The organism is Intrasporangium flavum, from assembly GCF_001956915.1.
GTDB lineage: Bacteria > Actinomycetota > Actinomycetes > Actinomycetales > Dermatophilaceae > Monashia > Monashia flava.
Genome location: NZ_MLJO01000013.1, coordinates 338,198 through 353,382 on the forward strand (window position 1 = coordinate 338,198; position 15,185 = coordinate 353,382).

Genomic DNA, 15,185 nt, shown 5'->3' on the forward strand with positions numbered 1-15,185 from the left:
CCCAACGACCGTGGCGAAGGGCAATAGCTCAATTGGTAGAGCACTGGTCTCCAAAACCAGCGGTTGGGGGTTCGAGTCCCTCTTGCCCTGCGCATCCCAGTGATGTGGTCGTCGTGCAAGGCGGCACGCGGCTCCTGTCCCGGACACCCCGGGGCCTGTCGCGGGCCGGTTCCCCAGGCAGAAAGTAGGAATCGTGACGGAGACGAGCGCCAAGCGCGGGTCCGGCCGGGCCGACAAGGCTCGTGGCGGCAACCCGGTGTCGCGGTTCTTCTCCGCGCTGAGCCTCTTCGTCCGGCAGATCCTCGACGAGCTGCGCAAGGTCGTGCGGCCCACGGGCCCCGAGCTCGTGCGGTACACGACCGTCGTCGTGGTCTTCGTCGTGGTCATGATGGCCCTGGTGTCGGCGCTCGACTTCGGTCTGAGCAAGCTGATCTCGTGGGTCCTCACCGGTTCGACGACCTAGGTCGGCCACCGGGGCGGGAGCGCGAGTCGCGCCCGGCCCCGACACCGGGAGTCACCGCCAGCCGCTCCGGCTGGTCCACGAGCAAGGAAGCAGGTCAGAGCGTGTCCGAGCAGTTCGCCCCGCAGGGCGCCCCGAACGGCGAGAGCACCGAGAGCGACGTCCTCGACCCGACGGTCGACGCGTCCGACGCCTCGGTCGACGCCGCGGGTGAGGACACCGCCGACGTGACGGTCGACGAGACGACCGGCGAGGTCGTCGACGACACGACCGACGAGGACACCGACCTCACCGACACCGACGAGTCCGACGCCGACGAGTCCGCCGAGGCCACCGATGTCGTCGAGAGCGCCGACCCCGTCGCCGACTTCAAGCGCGACCTGCGCATGAAGGACGGCGACTGGTACGTCGTGCACTCGTACGCCGGCTACGAGAACCGCGTCAAGGCCAACCTCGAGACGCGCATCCAGACCCTCAACATGGAGGACTTCATCTTCGAGATCGAGGTCCCCATGGAGGAGGTCACCGAGATCAAGAACGGGCAGAAGAAGCAGGTCCGTCGCGTCCGGATGCCCGGGTACGTCCTCGTCCGCATGGACCTCACCGACGAGAGCTGGGGCGCCGTGCGCCACACGCCCGGCGTCACCGGTTTCGTCGGCAACGCCCACCAGCCCGTGCCGCTCTCGCTCGACGAGGTCTTCACGATGCTCGCCCCGACCTTCGAGGCCGCCGCACCGGCCGGTGCCGCCGCTTCGGGCGCCGCGAGCGCCCCGAAGGACGTCCGCGTCGTCGACTTCGAGGTCGGCGAGTCGGTCACCGTCATGGAGGGCCCGTTCGAGACCCTCCCCGCCACGATCTCCGAGATCAACGCCGACACCCAAAAGCTCAAGGTGCTGGTCTCGATCTTCGGCCGGGAGACCCCGGTCGAGCTGTCCTTCGGTCAGGTCGCCAAGATCTGAGCGAACCGGTCCGCGCCCGTCGCGGTCCGCACCGTCCGTCCCCGCGGCACCCCGCGGAGGCATGCAACCGGGTCATCGCCCACGGCGTCGGCCCACAACGCAGAAGGTAGGCAACCATGCCCCCCAAGAAGAAGGTCTCCGGCTTCATCAAGCTGCAGATCCAGGCCGGCCAGGCCACCCCCGCCCCGCCCGTCGGCCCGGCCCTCGGCCAGCACGGCGTCAACATCATGGAGTTCGTCAAGGCGTACAACGCCGCGACGGAGGCCCAGCGCGGCAACGTCATCCCGGTCGAGATCACGGTCTACGAGGACCGCTCGTTCACCTTCGTGACGAAGACCCCGCCGGCCGCCGAGCTCATCAAGAAGGCCGCCGGTGTGGCCAAGGGCTCGGGCGAGCCGCACAAGACCAAGGTCGCCAAGCTCTCGCGCGAGCAGGTCCTCGAGATCGCCCGCCAGAAGATGGAGGACCTCAACGCCAACGACGAGGAGATGGCGGCGCGCATCATCGCCGGCACCGCCCGTTCGATGGGCATCGACACCGAGCTCTGAGCCCCGCTCGGAGCAACGCGTCACCCCCGGCCGCACGGCAGACGGACCGTCTGCCGTCGGCCACGTGGGAGGGCCAGCGCTGGTCCGCACCACGACTCCACCACCACGCAAGGAGCAGTTCCATGAAGCGCAGCAAGAACTACCGCGCAGCCGCCGAGCTCATCACGCCCGGCAAGGTCTACGCCCCGCTCGAGGCCGTCCGCGTCGCCAAGCAGACCGCGAAGGCCAAGTACGACGAGACCGTCGAGGTGGCCTTCCGCCTCGGTGTCGACCCCCGCAAGGCCGACCAGGCCGTCCGCGGCACCGTCAACCTGCCGCACGGCACGGGCAAGACGGCCCGCGTCCTCGTGTTCGCCAACGCCGACAAGGCCGAGGCGGCTCGTGAGGCCGGCGCCGACTACGTCGGTTCCGACGACATGCTCGAGAAGGTCCAGGGCGGCTGGCTCGACTTCGACGCCGTCGTCGCGACGCCCGACATGATGGGCAAGGTCGGTCGTCTCGGCAAGGTCCTCGGTCCGCGTGGCCTCATGCCGAACCCGAAGACCGGCACCGTGACGATGGACGTCGCCAAGGCCGTCACCGACATCAAGGGCGGCAAGATCGAGTTCCGCGTCGACAAGCACGCGAACCTCCACTTCATCATCGGCAAGGCCTCCTTCGACGAGGCGAAGCTCGTCGAGAACTACGCCGCCGCCCTCGAGGAGATCCTGCGTCTCAAGCCGGCCAGCTCCAAGGGCCGCTACATCGAGAAGGCCACCGTCTCCACGACGATGGGCCCGGGCATCCCGCTCGACTTCAGCAAGACCCGCAACCTCCTCGCCGAGGAGGACCAGGCCTGATCGCCTGACCTGCGCGTAGCACAACGCCGGAGCCCGTCACCCCGCCGAGGGGTGGCGGGCTCTCGCGTTCTCGACGGGTGGCCCGAGCCGATGCTGGGTACGGTCTGCAGATGAGCCGACAGACACGCAGCACCAGACGTTGGGTCGTTGCGGGCGTCAGCGCGGGCCTCCCGCTCGCCCTGCTGGCACCCCAGGCCGGGGCGCAGCCCCCGGCATCCCCGACCGCCCCCGGCCAGGCCTCCACCACCGACCGCGGCTGGCACGGCCGCCCCACCCCGCTGCCCAAGGTCGCCGTGATGACCGGCTCCGGCGGCGCGGTCAGCTCGGTCGACCGCGACGCCTCGCAGGTCGGCATCGACGTGCTCGCCCGGGGCGGCAACGCCGCCGACGCCGCCGTGGCCACGGCCGCCGCGCTCGGGGTCACCGAGCCCTACAGCGCCGGCATCGGCGGTGGCGGCTTCCTCGTGTACTACGACGCGCGGGACAAGAAGGTCAGCACCATCGACGGGCGCGAGACCGCCCCGATGTCCTTCACCGAGCAGGCGTTCATCGACCCGGCCACCGGCAAGCCCTACCCCTTCGCCACCGCCGTCAACTCCGGCCTGTCGGTCGGTGTCCCGGGCACCCCCGCCCTGTGGGCCAAGGCGTTGCGCGACCACGGCACGCTGTCCTTCAACGCGGCCCTCAAGCCCGCCGAGCGCCTCGCGGCCACGGGCTTCGTCGTCGACCAGACCTTCCACGACCAGACCGCCCAGAACGCCGCCCGGTTCAGCGTCTTCCCGGAGACCGCCCGCGTCTTCCTGCGCGACGGGCAGGCCCCGGCGGTCGGCTCGAGGTTCACCAACCCGGACATGGCCAAGGCCTACCGCACGCTGCGCACCCAGGGCGTCGACGTGCTCTACCGCGGTCGCCTCGGCGAGGCGATCGTGCGCGAGGCCAACGCCCCCCACACCCGGCCGGGCAGCAGTGTCATGGGCGGGAAGATGACGACGCGTGACCTTGCCGCGTACCGGGCGCTGACCAAGGCGCCGATCCACTCGCGCTACGAGGGCCTCGACGTCTACGGCATGCCGGTGCCGAGCTCGGGCGGCATCGCCGTCGCGGAGATCCTCAACCTCATGAAGGCCTACGAGGACCGCACCGGCACGAAGACGTCCGCGCTGTCCGACGTCGACTACCTGCACCGGTTCTCAGAGGCGTCGGCCACGGCCTTCGCCGACCGCAACCGCTACGTCGGCGACGTGCCGGGCGTGCCGGTGTCCGAGCTCGTCAGCCCGGACTTCGCGGCCGAGCGGGCCTGCCTCTTCGACCCGACGAAGGCCCAGCCGAGGCCGATCCCGTTCGGCTCGCCCGACGGTTCCTACACCTCGTGCACCCCGGGCTCCACCGCCCAGAAGGAGCCGTACGAGGGCCTGTCGACGACCCACCTGACGGCGACCGACCGGTGGGGCAACGTCGCGTCCTACACGCTGACCATCGAGCAGACCGGCGGCTCGGGCATCACGGTGCCGGGGTGGGGGTTCCTGCTCAACAACGAGCTGACCGACTTCGACTTCACCCCGCTCACCCCGGGCGTCCCCGACCCGAACCTGCCCGGCCCGGGCAAGCGGCCGCGCTCGTCGATGAGCCCGACGATCCTCATGAAGGACGGCGCGCCGTTCCTCGCCGTCGGCTCGCCCGGTGGCGCGACGATCATCACGTCGGTCTCGCAGACGGTCCTCGGCTACCTCGACCGCGACCTGTCGCTCGTCGACGCGATCGCGGCGCCGCGCCTCTCCTCGCGCAACAGCGCGTCGGGGGAGGGCGCCGAGCCGGCGTTCCTGGCCGGTCCCGCTGCGGCCGGCCTGCGGGCGCTCGGCCACACGCTCACCGACGCCGGCGAGATCGGGGCCGTGACGGCGATCCGCAGCCTCGGCCACGGCCTCTTCGAGGCGGCCGCCGAGCCGACGCGTCGAGGCGGAGGCTCGGCCATGGTGGTGCACCCCGCACCCTGACGGCCCTGACCCCCGCCCGTCGCGCTCGCCACCTGTCCCACCGTCGGGGCAGGTGGCGAGCGGCGTTCCCGGGCCACTCGAGATCCGCGTGGGCCAGGAGTCGGTGCTCGTGCCGGCCGACATCGCCTTCGGTGACGTCCGCCCGCCGGATTGCCCGGCTGCAGGAACCTGCAGGAACGGGACTTTCCGGAAAAGTACCCATAGCACACCGGGTATCCGAGTCGTTAACCAGGGGCATCGGTCACAGGGGATCGGTGGCATGGCATCACGTCAGGAGACATCCATGAGCACCATGCACCGGGCGGCTTCGGCAGCCTTCGTAGGGGCGGCCTTGGCCGTATCGTCCGTCCAGCTCGCGGCTCCGGCCGGGGCTGCATCCCTCCCGAACGTCGGCGTCCAGTCGTACGCCTACGGCTCGTACGCAGTCGTCGGGAGCGTCGTGAAGTCCGGTCCCGTGGCCTACGCCGGCATCGGCTGCACCACGTCCTTCGGGCGCACGGTCAAGGGCACGGCAGCGGCGGTCAACGCCGCACGGCTCGGAACGGTCGGCGCCACGACCACCGTCGCGTCCTCGTCGATCGAGAACGGCCTCAAGGTCGCTCGCACCAGCGCGAGCACCGGGGCGGTCAACCTGCTCGGCGGGCTGGTGCGCTCGAACGCCGTGACCTCGGCGAGCACCGCCGTCGTCAACGGCGCCGGTACGTTCACCGGCGGCAACCGGTCCGAGCTGGCCGGCCTCGTCGTCGCCGGGCGTGCCCAGAGCGCGACGCCGGCGCCCAACACCGCGCTGTCCCTGCGTGGCTCCGACGGTGCGGCGTACGCCACGGTCTACCTCAACCGCCAGACGAAGACCTGGGTCGGCTCGGAGTGGCGGGTGCAGACCATCGCGCTGCAGGTCGTCGTGAGCGGCAAGAACCCGCTCGACCTCCCGATCGGCTCGAACGTCCTCGTCGGCGTCTCCAGCTCGTCGCTGACCAAGCCCGTCGTCGGGCTCGTGGCCGGCAGGGGTTACGCCACGAGCGCCACGGCCGCCGACGGCCGCGTGCTCTCGAGCCCCACCGCACTGGCCCAGCCGTTCTGCGGCGGCAGCAGCTCGAGCGCGACCGTCGCGTCGGCCACCGTGCCCGGCGTCGTCACCACCGGCACGACGACGACCACCGCGAACGCCACGGCGACGGCGAGCAGCCGCACCGTGCGCGTCGTCGACCGCATCTCGGGACCCAGCGTGCTCGCCGGGCTCCTCGGCGCCACGACGATCGTCGCCGACACCTCGGCCACCCAGTCGAGCCCCGGAGGCACGGTGGCCCTGGTCGACCGCAGCTCCTTCGTGGGGCTCGGCATCAAGGGACTGCCGGCGATCAACGCCTCGGTCCCGGCCAACACCGTGGTCACCGTGCCCGGCCTCGGCAAGGTGACGCTCCACAAGGTCACCCGCACCGCGAAGTCCATCGAGGTCGTCATGGTCGAGGTCGTCACCGACCGCGTGCTCGGGTCGCTGCCGACCGGTTCGGTCGTCCGCATCGGCTACAGCTACAGCGCCGTCGTCTGACCGTCCACGCCGTGGCGCCGGGTCGAGCAGTCGGCCCGGCGCCTCAGGCGGTCTTGGGGCTCGGCCAGTTCCAGGCCGTGCAGCCCTTGAGGCCGTACGTCTGCTGCATCATGACCGGCGCGACCTTGCCGGCGCCGCCGCAGTAGGCGTGCGCATGGCCGATGCCGTGGCCCACCTCGTGGTTGACGAGGTACGTGCGGTAGGCCGCGACGTCGGTGCCGTACGCCTCGGCGCCGAGCACCCAGCGGCGCAGGTTGAGCGCGACCCGGCCCCCGTTGTGGCAGCTGACCTGCCCGCGGGTCTCGAGCGGGGCGCAGAGGTGGTCGGTGGTGTCCGGGCTGGCCAGCGTGATGCGCAGGTCGGGCCGGACGCCCTGGTCGACCTGCGCGGGCGACAGGCCCACGAAGCGGACGTGGTCGACGCCTTGCCAGCCGCGCGCGTCGGTGAGCGTCGAGACGACGGTCCGGGCGTACTCGTCGCGGTCGACGCCGAGGCCGCCCTCGATCTCGAGGGTGAAGCGCACGACGCGCCCGCTCGTCGCGTGGCTGCGCACGGCGTCGGTGGGTACCGGCAGGACCGTGAAGCGTCCGTCGCCCTTCGCGACGACCTTCGCCGGGGTCGGGGTCGAGGTCGTGGGCGAGGGGGTGGTGGGCGACGTCGTGGACGACGCCGCGCGCCGGCCGTCACCCGATGCGTCGGTCCCCGGCAGCAGCGGCGAGGCCGGGACCGTCTCGATGGCGTCGACGTGCACGAGGGGTCCGGTTCCGGCGGCGAGCGCCACGCCGGACACCACCGAGAGCGCGCTGGGCGTCTGCGGCTCACGGGCCCCGGCCCACGTGACCGACCAGACGTCGGCGGCGACGCAGGCCAGCACCGCCGCTCCGGCCCAGAGCCGCCGGCGTCGGATGGCCCGCGCCCCGGGGTGCTCGGCCCGGCGTCCTCGCCCGCCAGTCACCATGGGGGTCACGCTAGGACCTCGCGCGCGCGAATGCGAGGATGCCGGGGCGGACCCGCCGCGTCGGCCCTCGCCGATTTGGTCGTGCGAGGCCCAGCCCGTAGTCTTGTCCGCGACCAATGACCGCCGGTTGGGGACGTGGCCACCACGACTCCCGAAGGTCCCGCACGATGCGGGCAGCCAGCGCAGGCCGATCGAGTGAGAACGGCACGTCCGCGTGCCCGTCCGAGCCCCGAGCGCCTGCGCCGGGGCTCTTTTCGTGCAGGCCCTACGGACTCCTCCGGCGTCACCACGCAAGGGAAGGAGGCCCAGATGGCAAACGCCGAGAAGACGGCAGCCATCGCCGAGATCACGGACCGGTTCCGTGAGTCCGGCGCGGCCGTTCTCACCGAGTACCGCGGTCTGACCGTGAAGCAGCTGTCCACGCTGCGCAACTCGATCCGAGAGCACGCCACCTACGCCGTGGTCAAGAACACGCTGACGGAGATCGCCGCCAAGGAGGCCGGGATCACGGCCTTCGACGGCCACCTCCAGGGCCCGTCCGCGATCGCCTTCGTCACCGGTGACCCGGTCGAGGCGGCCAAGGGCCTGCGTGACTTCGCCAAGGCAAACCCGCTCCTCGTGATCAAGGCTGGCGTCCTCGACGGCAAGCCGCTGACCGCCGAGGACATCACGAAGCTCGCGGACCTCGAGTCCCGCGAGGTTCTCCTGGCCAAGCTGGCGGGCGCCATGAAGGGCTCGCTCAACAAGGCCGCCTACCTGTTCGTCGCTCCTCTGTCGCAGACGGCCCGCGTGGTCGACGCCCTGCGTCAGAAGGTCGAGGCTCAGGGCCCCGCCGCGCCGGCTGCCGCCGACGAGGCCACGACCGACGTCGCCGAGGGTGGCGACGAGAGCTGACGCGCCACGCGTCGCTCACCCACCAAACCGCCACTCACGGCAAGAAACAGGAAGGAAGCCACCATGGCTAAGCTCAGCACCGACGAGCTCCTTGACGCCTTCAAGGAGATGACCCTCATCGAGCTCTCCGAGTTCGTCAAGCAGTTCGAGGAGACCTTCGAGGTCACCGCCGCCGCCCCCGTCGCCGTTGCGGCCGCGGGCGCTGCCGGTGGCGGCGCCGCCGCCGCCGAGGAGGAGGAGAAGGACTCGTTCGACGTCGTCCTGACCGCCGCCGGCGACAAGAAGATCCAGGTCATCAAGGAGGTCCGCGCGCTCACGAGCCTCGGCCTCAAGGAGGCCAAGGACCTCGTCGACGGCGCCCCGAAGCCCGTCCTCGAGAACGTCGACAAGGCTGCGGCCGAGAAGGCCAAGGAGCAGCTCGAGGGCGCCGGCGCCACCGTCGAGCTCAAGTGATCTGACCCGGCCGGTTCACGCCGGTCGGGATCACTGCTTCACCGCGAAGGCGGGTCCGACCACCAGGTCGGGCCCGCCTTCCGCATGTCCGGTGGCCTGGTGCCTCGGACTCTCGGCGCCTCGCCGCCGGCGCCGGAGGGCGCCGCTCGCTCAGGAGCAGGGGCGGCGGTGCCGCTCGCACGTGAGCCGGCGCTCGAACGGTCGCCGCCCCTGAATCGCTCCCGACTCCCTCCGACGCCCACGGACCTGGTCAGCCGGCGCGATCAGGCGTGGGCCAGGGCGTCCTCGAGGGCGGCCAGGACCAGGGCGACGCGGTCCCGCCGGGCGTTGTGTCCCATGAGCCCGATGCGCCACACCGTGGAGGCGAACTCTCCTGCGCCGGCGCCGATCTCGACGTCGTGCCGCTCGAGCAGGTAGCGGCGCACCGCCGCGGAGTCGACGCCCTCGGGCACGTTGACGGTGGTCAGCTCGGGCAGGCGCGCCCCCTCCTGGGCGAAGAGGGTCAGCCCCAGCTCCTGCAGCCCCTCCTGGAGGAGGCGCCCGGCCTCGGCGTGACGCGCCCAGACGTGCTCCAGCCCCTCGTCGGCGATGCGGCGCAGCCCGGCGTGCAGGCTCGCGACCATCGCGGTGGGTGCCGTGTGGTGGTAGGTGCGCTGGCCCTTGCCCTCGGCCTCGCCGACGTAGCCGCCGAGCAGCCCGAGGTCGAGGTACCACGACGACGGCTTCTCGACGCGTCGGGCGAAGGCGCGCTCGCTGATGGTGAAGGGCGCGAGGCCCGGGGCGACGCCGAGGCACTTCTGGGTGCCGGCGTAGCCGACGTCGATGCCCCAGTCGTCGGCGCGCAGCTCGATGCCGCCGATGCTCGTGACGGCGTCGACGAGCAGGAGCGCGTCGCCCTTGCCGGCGCCGAGGGCGGCGATGTCCGAGCGGACGCCCGTGGACGTCTCGGCGTGGACGGCCGCGATGATCGCGGGGGAGGGGTGCGCGTCGAGCACGCGCTCGGCGTCGACCGGGCTGCCCCACTCGTGGTCGACGCGCACGACCTCGGCGCCGTGGCGCCCGGCGACGTCGACCATGCGCTCGCCGAAGAGGCCGTTGACGGCCACGACGACGACGTCGCCCGGGCGCACCGTGTTGACGAACGCGGTCTCCATGCCGGCCGAGCCGGTGGCCGACAGCGGCAGGGTGCGCCGGTTCGCGGTGCCCCAGACGTACCGGAGCAGGTCGCACGTCTCGTCCATGACGGCGAGGAAGACGGGGTCGAGGTGCCCGAGCAGCGGCGCGGCGAGCGCCAGCGTCGCCTCGGGGTAGGGGTTGCAGGGCCCGGGGCCGAAGAGGTGGCGCTCGGCGATGGGCCGGCTCGCCGTGGTGGGGGCCGCCGTGGGTGCGGTCGTCGATGAGGTCGTCGATGCGGTCGTCGATGCGGTCGTCGCGGTGGCGGTGGACTGGTCGGTGGTCATCAGAATCCGGCTCCGGGGTTGAGGATGCCCTGCGGGTCGAGGGCGGTCTTGATGCGGTGGGTCAGGGCCATGACGTCGGGGCCCAGCTGCTCGGGCAGGGCGGCGCGCTTGAGCCGCCCGACGCCGTGCTCGCCGGTGATGGTGCCGCCGAGCCCGATGGCGAGGGTCATGACCTCGCGGAAGGCGATGGCTGCGCGGCCCCGGGCCGCCTCGTCGCCGGGCGGGTGGACGATGACCGGGTGGGTGTTGCCGTCGCCGGCGTGCGCGACGACGGGGATCTCGACCTCGCGGGCCCTGGCGATCTCGGCGATGCCGGTGAGCAGCTCGGGCAGCCGGGGCACCGGCACGCCGACGTCCTCGAGCATCAGGGTGCCCTTGCGCTCGATCGCCACGATCGCGGCCCGCCGCGCGGCGACGAACAGCTCGCCCTCGTCCGGGTCGGTCGTCGTGAAGCACTCGCGCGATCCGTTGGCCGTGCAGAGCGCCTCCATGAGCGCGATCTCCTCGCCGCGGGCCGCGCCGGGGGCGTCGGACTGCGCCACGAGGAGCGCCCCGGCGTCGCGGTCCAGGCCCATGGCGCGGTAGTCCTCGACGGCGTTGATCGACGCGTGGTCCATCAGCTCCATCATGGAGGCGCGCAGCCGGCCGCCGATGGCCACGACGGCCCGCGCGGCGTCGGCGACGTCGTCGAAGGTGGCCACGAGGGTCGCGGGTGGCGCCTGCGCGGGCACGAGCCGGAGGGTGGCCCGGGTGACGACGCCGAGCGTTCCCTCGCTGCCGACGAAGAGCTTGACGAGCGAGAGGCCCGCCGTGTCCTTGATGCGCTCGCCGCCGAGGCGCACGAGCGTGCCGTCGGCCAGGACGACGTCGAGGCCGAGGACGTAGTCGGTCGTCACGCCGTACTTGACGCAGCAGAGGCCGCCGGCGTTGGTCGCGACGTTGCCGCCGATCGAGCAGATCTCGAACGAGGAGGGGTCGGGTGGGTACCAGAGGCCGTGCTCGGCGGCGGCGCGCTTGACCTCGGCGTTGAGGGCGCCGGGCTCCACGACGGCGGTGCGTGTGGCCGGGTCGATCTCGATGGCGCGCATCCGCTCGAGGCTGAGCACGACGCAGCCCTCGACGGCGTTCGAGCCGCCGGACAGGCCGCTCCCGGCGCCGCGCGGCACCAGCGGGACGCCGTGCTCCGACGCCCACCGGACCGTGGCCTGAACGTCGGCGGCGCTCGTGGCCCGGACCACCGCGAGCGGCGTGCCGGCATCGGGGTCCGCGGTGTAGTCGAAACGGTAGGCGGCGACGCTGTCGGGCTCGGTGAGCACGGCCCCCGGGGGCAGCGCGTCGGTCAGGCCGGCGAGGTCGTGGAGGTCGGGAGCGTCCCTGCTCACTGTCGTCACTGACCCACCGTAACCACCGGGGCGGCCGCTCGCCGGGGGCGACGGGGCACGCACGGCCGGGTGGCCGCCCGGCGCCGCCGGCCGCGATCTGCTGCACGACGTGCCGACCGGGTGGCGTGATGCTGCGGGTAGGTTGACCCGCATGGGATGGCTGTCGCGCGCCAAGGGGTCCACCGACGACGCGGACGGCGCGGGGGCCGCGCCGGCACCCGGCGTGTCGACGCCCCCTGGGCCGCCTGCACCGACGCCCGCACCGGCGTCCGCACCGACGCCCGCCGGGCCGCCGGTCGGGTCGCCCGTCGCCGGGATGCCGGCCCCGCCCGTTCCCGCGGCCCCGGCCCCTGCCGGTTCGGACCCGTCGACGGCCTCGCCGACCGGCCGGTACGGGCCGCTCGTCAGCGTCACCGGCTTCGACCTCGCCCCGCCCGAGCTCGAGTGGCAGCTGCCGCTCAACGGCGAGCTGTACCGGCTCATGCCGGGCTCGGACCGTCCGGACTACTCGCTGCTCGTGCTCGAGCGCCCGGTCCACTTCTACCCCAAGGAGGGTTTCGACCTCGGCCGGGTCGAGCCCGAGCAGCGCGTCGCCGACCGACGTGGTCGCCAGATGGTCCGGGTGCACGCGCTCCTGCTCTGCGCCCGGTTCGTCGGCCAGCAGCTGCACCCCGGGATGAAGGACCTCGCCGTCAACCTGGCCTACGTCATCGACAACTCGCTCGCGCGTGACGCCGTCGTCGACTTCGGCAAGATCGAGTTCGCCGCCGTGGGTTTCCTCAGCGAGGGGCACCTGCCGCGGTCGACCCCAGCCGAGGCCCCAGCGAACACGGGGCCGTCGGGCACGGAGCCATCGAGCACGGACGCCGCCGAGCGCGTCGGGGCCCTGCTCGACGAGGTGGCGCGCACGCTGCACGCCGGCGTCGCGGCCGCCCGCGGCACCGACGTCGAACGCCTCCTCGCGACCGTCACCGTCGGGCCGGACCACCGTTTGACAGGGTTGTCGGGCAACGCCGACGGCCAGGCACCGGTACCGACGCCCGAGACGTTCGAGCAGGTCAACGCGGCCCTGGCGGGTCTGGGCGGCCTCGGCACGGCCGGTCGCGTCGCGACGGTGTCGCTGCGCGTCGAGGACGGCGTCGCGAGCCACGAGGTCACCGCGACGCACGACTGAGATGCACGACTGAGACGCACGACTGAGGTCGCGGCGTCCCGACGGGTCCCGACGCGTCAGCCGGGCACGTCGTGGTAGGCGATCACCGCGTCGGGGTCGACCCGCCGCCCGGTGCTCAGCTCCCACACGGCGCCGTCGAAGCTCTCGAACACGAGCACGGCGTCCGAGCCGCTCGTGTACTCGACGAAGTCGCACCTGCCCACGGGACCGGTGCCGGTGTCGCCGGTCGCGGTGTACGTGGCGGTGCCGGCCTCGTCGAGGATCCAGTCGCGCCCGTCGAGGGTGATGCCGTCGAGGTCGGGCTCGGCGACGAGGTCGTGGCGCGTCGTCCACTCCACGACGGTCTCGCGCTGTCGCGGGCGGATGGCGACCCACTCGGGGGTCCCGGCGCGCGCGCCCACGACGCAGTGCTCCTCCCAGCGGCGGCCCTCGCTCGTGAACCGCAGCGTGCCGAGCACGAGGCGGGGCCGACCCTCGACCTCCACGAACGCGCCGGGCATGACCTGCGAGGACCGCAGTCGTGCCCGCATCCGGCCTCCTCGTCGCTCCCCGACGTGCGACGTGCGCCACACAGCGTTCCCCAAGGTTAGGGCCCCGTGCGTCGGAATGGTGGTCCGACGCGAACTCGCGCGTAACTTCGTCCGGCACCACTCGTTTCCCAGTCAACCGAGTCGAGACGGTCGAGAACGAGTAGGTGCCACATGGGTGTGGAGATCGCGGTCAGCGGTCTGACGAAGACCTTCGGGTCCCAGACGATCTGGAAGGACGTGACCCTGACGCTCCCCGCGGGGGAGATCTCGGTGATGCTGGGCCCCTCCGGCACCGGGAAGTCCGTCTTCCTCAAGACGCTCGTCGGGCTGCTCAAGCCGGACGCCGGGTCGATCGTCATCAACGGCCAGGACCTCACGCGGCTGCGCGAGCACGACCTCTACGAGGTCCGCAAGCTCTTCGGCGTCCTCTTCCAGGACGGCGCGCTGTTCGGGTCGATGAACCTCTACGACAACGTCGCCTTCCCGCTGCGCGAGCACACGAAGAAGAGCGAGTCGGACATCCGGCGGATCGTCACCGAGAAGATGGACCTCGTCGGCCTCTCCGGCGCCGAGGGCAAGCTCCCGGGCGAGATCTCCGGCGGCATGCGCAAGCGCGCCGGGCTGGCCCGCGCGCTCGTGCTCGACCCCGAGATCCTCCTCATCGACGAGCCCGACTCCGGCCTGGACCCCGTGCGCACGAGCTACATCAACCAGCTCTTCATCGACCTCAACGCGCAGATCGACGCCACGTTCCTCATCGTCACGCACGACATCAACACCGCGCGCACCGTGCCCGACAACATCGGCCTGCTCTACCACCGGCACCTGGCGATGTTCGGGCCGCGCGAGATGCTCCTGTCCTCGGAGGAGCCGGTCGTGCGCCAGTTCCTCAACGCCCAGACCGTCGGACCGATCGGCATGTCCGAGGAGAAGGACGCCGACGAGCTGGCCGCCGAGTCGGGTCAGGAGCTGCCGCCGCTCCCGCCCATCGCCCTCCAGCTGGGCACGAGCGACGGCGCGCCCCGGCGCGCCGAGCGCCCCGCGGGCGAGTGGTGCCGGGCCAACGGCGTCACGCCTCCGCCCGGGTCGTTCGAGTCCCACCGGGCGGGCGTGCCCGGGGTTCGGGCCGAGGCGCCCCCCGCTCCGCCGGCCGCAGCCCCCGCTGCACCGTCGCAGCCCGAGCCGGCCGCCGCCCTGGACGGGGTGGGCTGAGATGGCTGCACCCCTCACCGGCGCCCTGCGGCAGTCGGGCTCGCTCTTCGCGCTCGCCCTCGACGTGTTCCGGGCCCTGCCGCGTCGCCCGTTCCAGGTCAAGGAGTTCATCCAGCAGGCCTGGTTCATCGCCAGCGTGACGATACTGCCGACGGCCCTCGTGTCGATCCCGTTCGGCGCCGTCATCGCCCTCCAGCTCGGCACCCTGACCCGCCAGCTCGGCGCGCAGTCCTACACGGGTGCCGCGAGCGTCCTCGCCGTGCTGCGCGAGGCCAGCCCGATCGTCACCGCGCTGCTCATCGCCGGCGCCGGCGGCTCGGCCATCTGCGCCGACCTCGGCTCGCGCAAGATCCGCGAGGAGATCGACGCGATGGAAGTGCTCGGCATCAGCCCGATCCAGCGCCTCGTCGTGCCGCGCGTGCTCGCCTCCATGCTCGTCGCGCTGCTGCTCAACGGCCTCGTGTCCGTCGTCGGCGTCGTCGGCGGCTACGTCTTCAACGTCATCGTCCAGGGCGGCACGCCGGGCGCCTACATCGCGAGCTTCACCGCGCTCGCGCAGCTGCCCGACCTCTGGACCGCCGAGATCAAGGCGCTGGTCTTCGGGGCCATCGCCGCCGTCGTGGCCGCCTACAAGGGTCTCAACGCCGGCGGCGGTCCCAAGGGCGTGGGCGATGCCGTCAACCAGAGCGTCGTCATCACCTTCATGCTCCTGTTCGTCGTCAACTTCGTCATCACGGCCGTGTACTTCCAGGTCGTCCCGCAGAAGATCTGAG

The 15,185-nt window shown here is 72.2% G+C and carries 15 protein-coding genes and 1 tRNA gene; 12 read left to right on the forward strand and 4 right to left on the reverse strand.

Features of this window, described 5'->3' with window-relative positions; genetic code table 11:
- Positions 1 to 17 precede the first annotated feature (17 nt).
- From BIV28_RS12240 to BIV28_RS12270, 7 genes are all read left to right on the forward strand, one after another.
- Positions 18 to 90: transfer RNA gene (locus tag BIV28_RS12240), tRNA-Trp, on the forward strand.
- A gap of 103 nt (positions 91 to 193) precedes the next feature.
- Positions 194 to 463: a preprotein translocase subunit SecE gene (gene secE / locus BIV28_RS12245; protein WP_076262130.1), complete on the forward strand. Its 270-nt coding sequence runs from the start codon at positions 194 to 196 to the stop codon at positions 461 to 463.
- Between the two features lie 101 nt (positions 464 to 564).
- Positions 565 to 1,419, forward strand: a complete 855-nt coding sequence (nusG, locus tag BIV28_RS12250; RefSeq protein WP_076262132.1) for a transcription termination/antitermination protein NusG — start codon at positions 565 to 567, stop codon at positions 1,417 to 1,419.
- A 116-nt stretch (positions 1,420 to 1,535) separates the two neighbouring features.
- Positions 1,536 to 1,967, forward strand: coding sequence for a 50S ribosomal protein L11 (rplK, locus tag BIV28_RS12255; protein WP_076262133.1), 432 nt, complete (start codon positions 1,536 to 1,538; stop codon positions 1,965 to 1,967).
- Positions 1,968 to 2,089: 122 nt separating this feature from the next.
- Entirely contained in the window at positions 2,090 to 2,806 is a 717-nt protein-coding gene (gene rplA, locus BIV28_RS12260) for a 50S ribosomal protein L1 (RefSeq protein WP_076262135.1), read from the forward strand.
- Positions 2,807 to 2,916: 110 nt separating this feature from the next.
- Complete coding sequence (ggt, locus tag BIV28_RS12265; RefSeq protein ID WP_076262137.1) at positions 2,917 to 4,800, forward strand: gamma-glutamyltransferase; 1,884 nt, start codon at positions 2,917 to 2,919, stop codon at positions 4,798 to 4,800.
- 283 nt (positions 4,801 to 5,083) lie between these two features.
- Entirely contained in the window at positions 5,084 to 6,349 is a 1,266-nt protein-coding gene (locus BIV28_RS12270; protein WP_076262138.1) for a choice-of-anchor P family protein, read from the forward strand.
- A 43-nt stretch (positions 6,350 to 6,392) separates the two neighbouring features.
- Here the strand turns inward: BIV28_RS12270 and BIV28_RS12275 are convergent, their stop codons facing one another.
- The gene (locus BIV28_RS12275; RefSeq protein WP_083707287.1) at positions 6,393 to 7,307 is read right to left on the reverse strand and encodes a DUF3152 domain-containing protein; all 915 of its coding nucleotides are present in this window, start codon (positions 7,305 to 7,307) and stop codon (positions 6,393 to 6,395) included.
- Positions 7,308 to 7,616: 309 nt separating this feature from the next.
- On the opposite strand from BIV28_RS12275, the gene rplJ reads away from it, so the two are divergent.
- Both rplJ and rplL read left to right on the forward strand, forming a co-directional pair.
- Positions 7,617 to 8,201, forward strand: a complete 585-nt coding sequence (gene rplJ / locus BIV28_RS12280; RefSeq protein ID WP_076262140.1) for a 50S ribosomal protein L10 — start codon at positions 7,617 to 7,619, stop codon at positions 8,199 to 8,201.
- Positions 8,202 to 8,264: 63 nt separating this feature from the next.
- Positions 8,265 to 8,654 carry a 50S ribosomal protein L7/L12 gene (gene rplL, locus BIV28_RS12285; protein WP_076262142.1) on the forward strand — a complete coding sequence of 130 codons (390 nt, stop codon included), beginning with the start codon at positions 8,265 to 8,267 and terminating at the stop codon, positions 8,652 to 8,654.
- A gap of 263 nt (positions 8,655 to 8,917) precedes the next feature.
- On the opposite strand, the gene BIV28_RS12290 is transcribed toward rplL, so the two are convergent.
- Entirely contained in the window at positions 8,918 to 10,114 is a 1,197-nt protein-coding gene (locus tag BIV28_RS12290; RefSeq protein WP_083707288.1) for a pyridoxal-phosphate-dependent aminotransferase family protein, read from the reverse strand.
- Positions 10,114 to 11,496, reverse strand: a complete 1,383-nt coding sequence (locus BIV28_RS12295) for an FAD-binding oxidoreductase (RefSeq protein ID WP_207555955.1) — start codon at positions 11,494 to 11,496, stop codon at positions 10,114 to 10,116. Before BIV28_RS12295 ends, BIV28_RS12290 begins: the two co-directional genes overlap by 1 nt.
- A 151-nt stretch (positions 11,497 to 11,647) precedes the next feature.
- Between BIV28_RS12295 and BIV28_RS12300 the strand changes: the two genes are divergently transcribed.
- Positions 11,648 to 12,670 (forward strand): hypothetical protein, encoded by a 1,023-nt coding sequence (locus BIV28_RS12300; RefSeq protein WP_207555948.1) that lies wholly within the window; start codon positions 11,648 to 11,650, stop codon positions 12,668 to 12,670.
- Positions 12,671 to 12,726: 56 nt separating this feature from the next.
- On the opposite strand, the gene BIV28_RS12305 is transcribed toward BIV28_RS12300, so the two are convergent.
- Positions 12,727 to 13,200 (reverse strand): DUF4178 domain-containing protein, encoded by a 474-nt coding sequence (locus BIV28_RS12305; protein WP_076262145.1) that lies wholly within the window; start codon positions 13,198 to 13,200, stop codon positions 12,727 to 12,729.
- Between the two features lie 171 nt (positions 13,201 to 13,371).
- On the opposite strand from BIV28_RS12305, the gene BIV28_RS12310 reads away from it, so the two are divergent.
- Both BIV28_RS12310 and BIV28_RS12315 read left to right on the forward strand, forming a co-directional pair.
- Complete coding sequence (locus tag BIV28_RS12310; RefSeq protein ID WP_278247773.1) at positions 13,372 to 14,412, forward strand: ABC transporter ATP-binding protein; 1,041 nt, start codon at positions 13,372 to 13,374, stop codon at positions 14,410 to 14,412.
- Position 14,413: 1 nt separating this feature from the next.
- The gene (locus BIV28_RS12315) at positions 14,414 to 15,184 is read left to right on the forward strand and encodes an MlaE family ABC transporter permease (protein WP_076262147.1); all 771 of its coding nucleotides are present in this window, start codon (positions 14,414 to 14,416) and stop codon (positions 15,182 to 15,184) included.
- The last annotated feature ends 1 nt before the right edge of the window (position 15,185 follow it).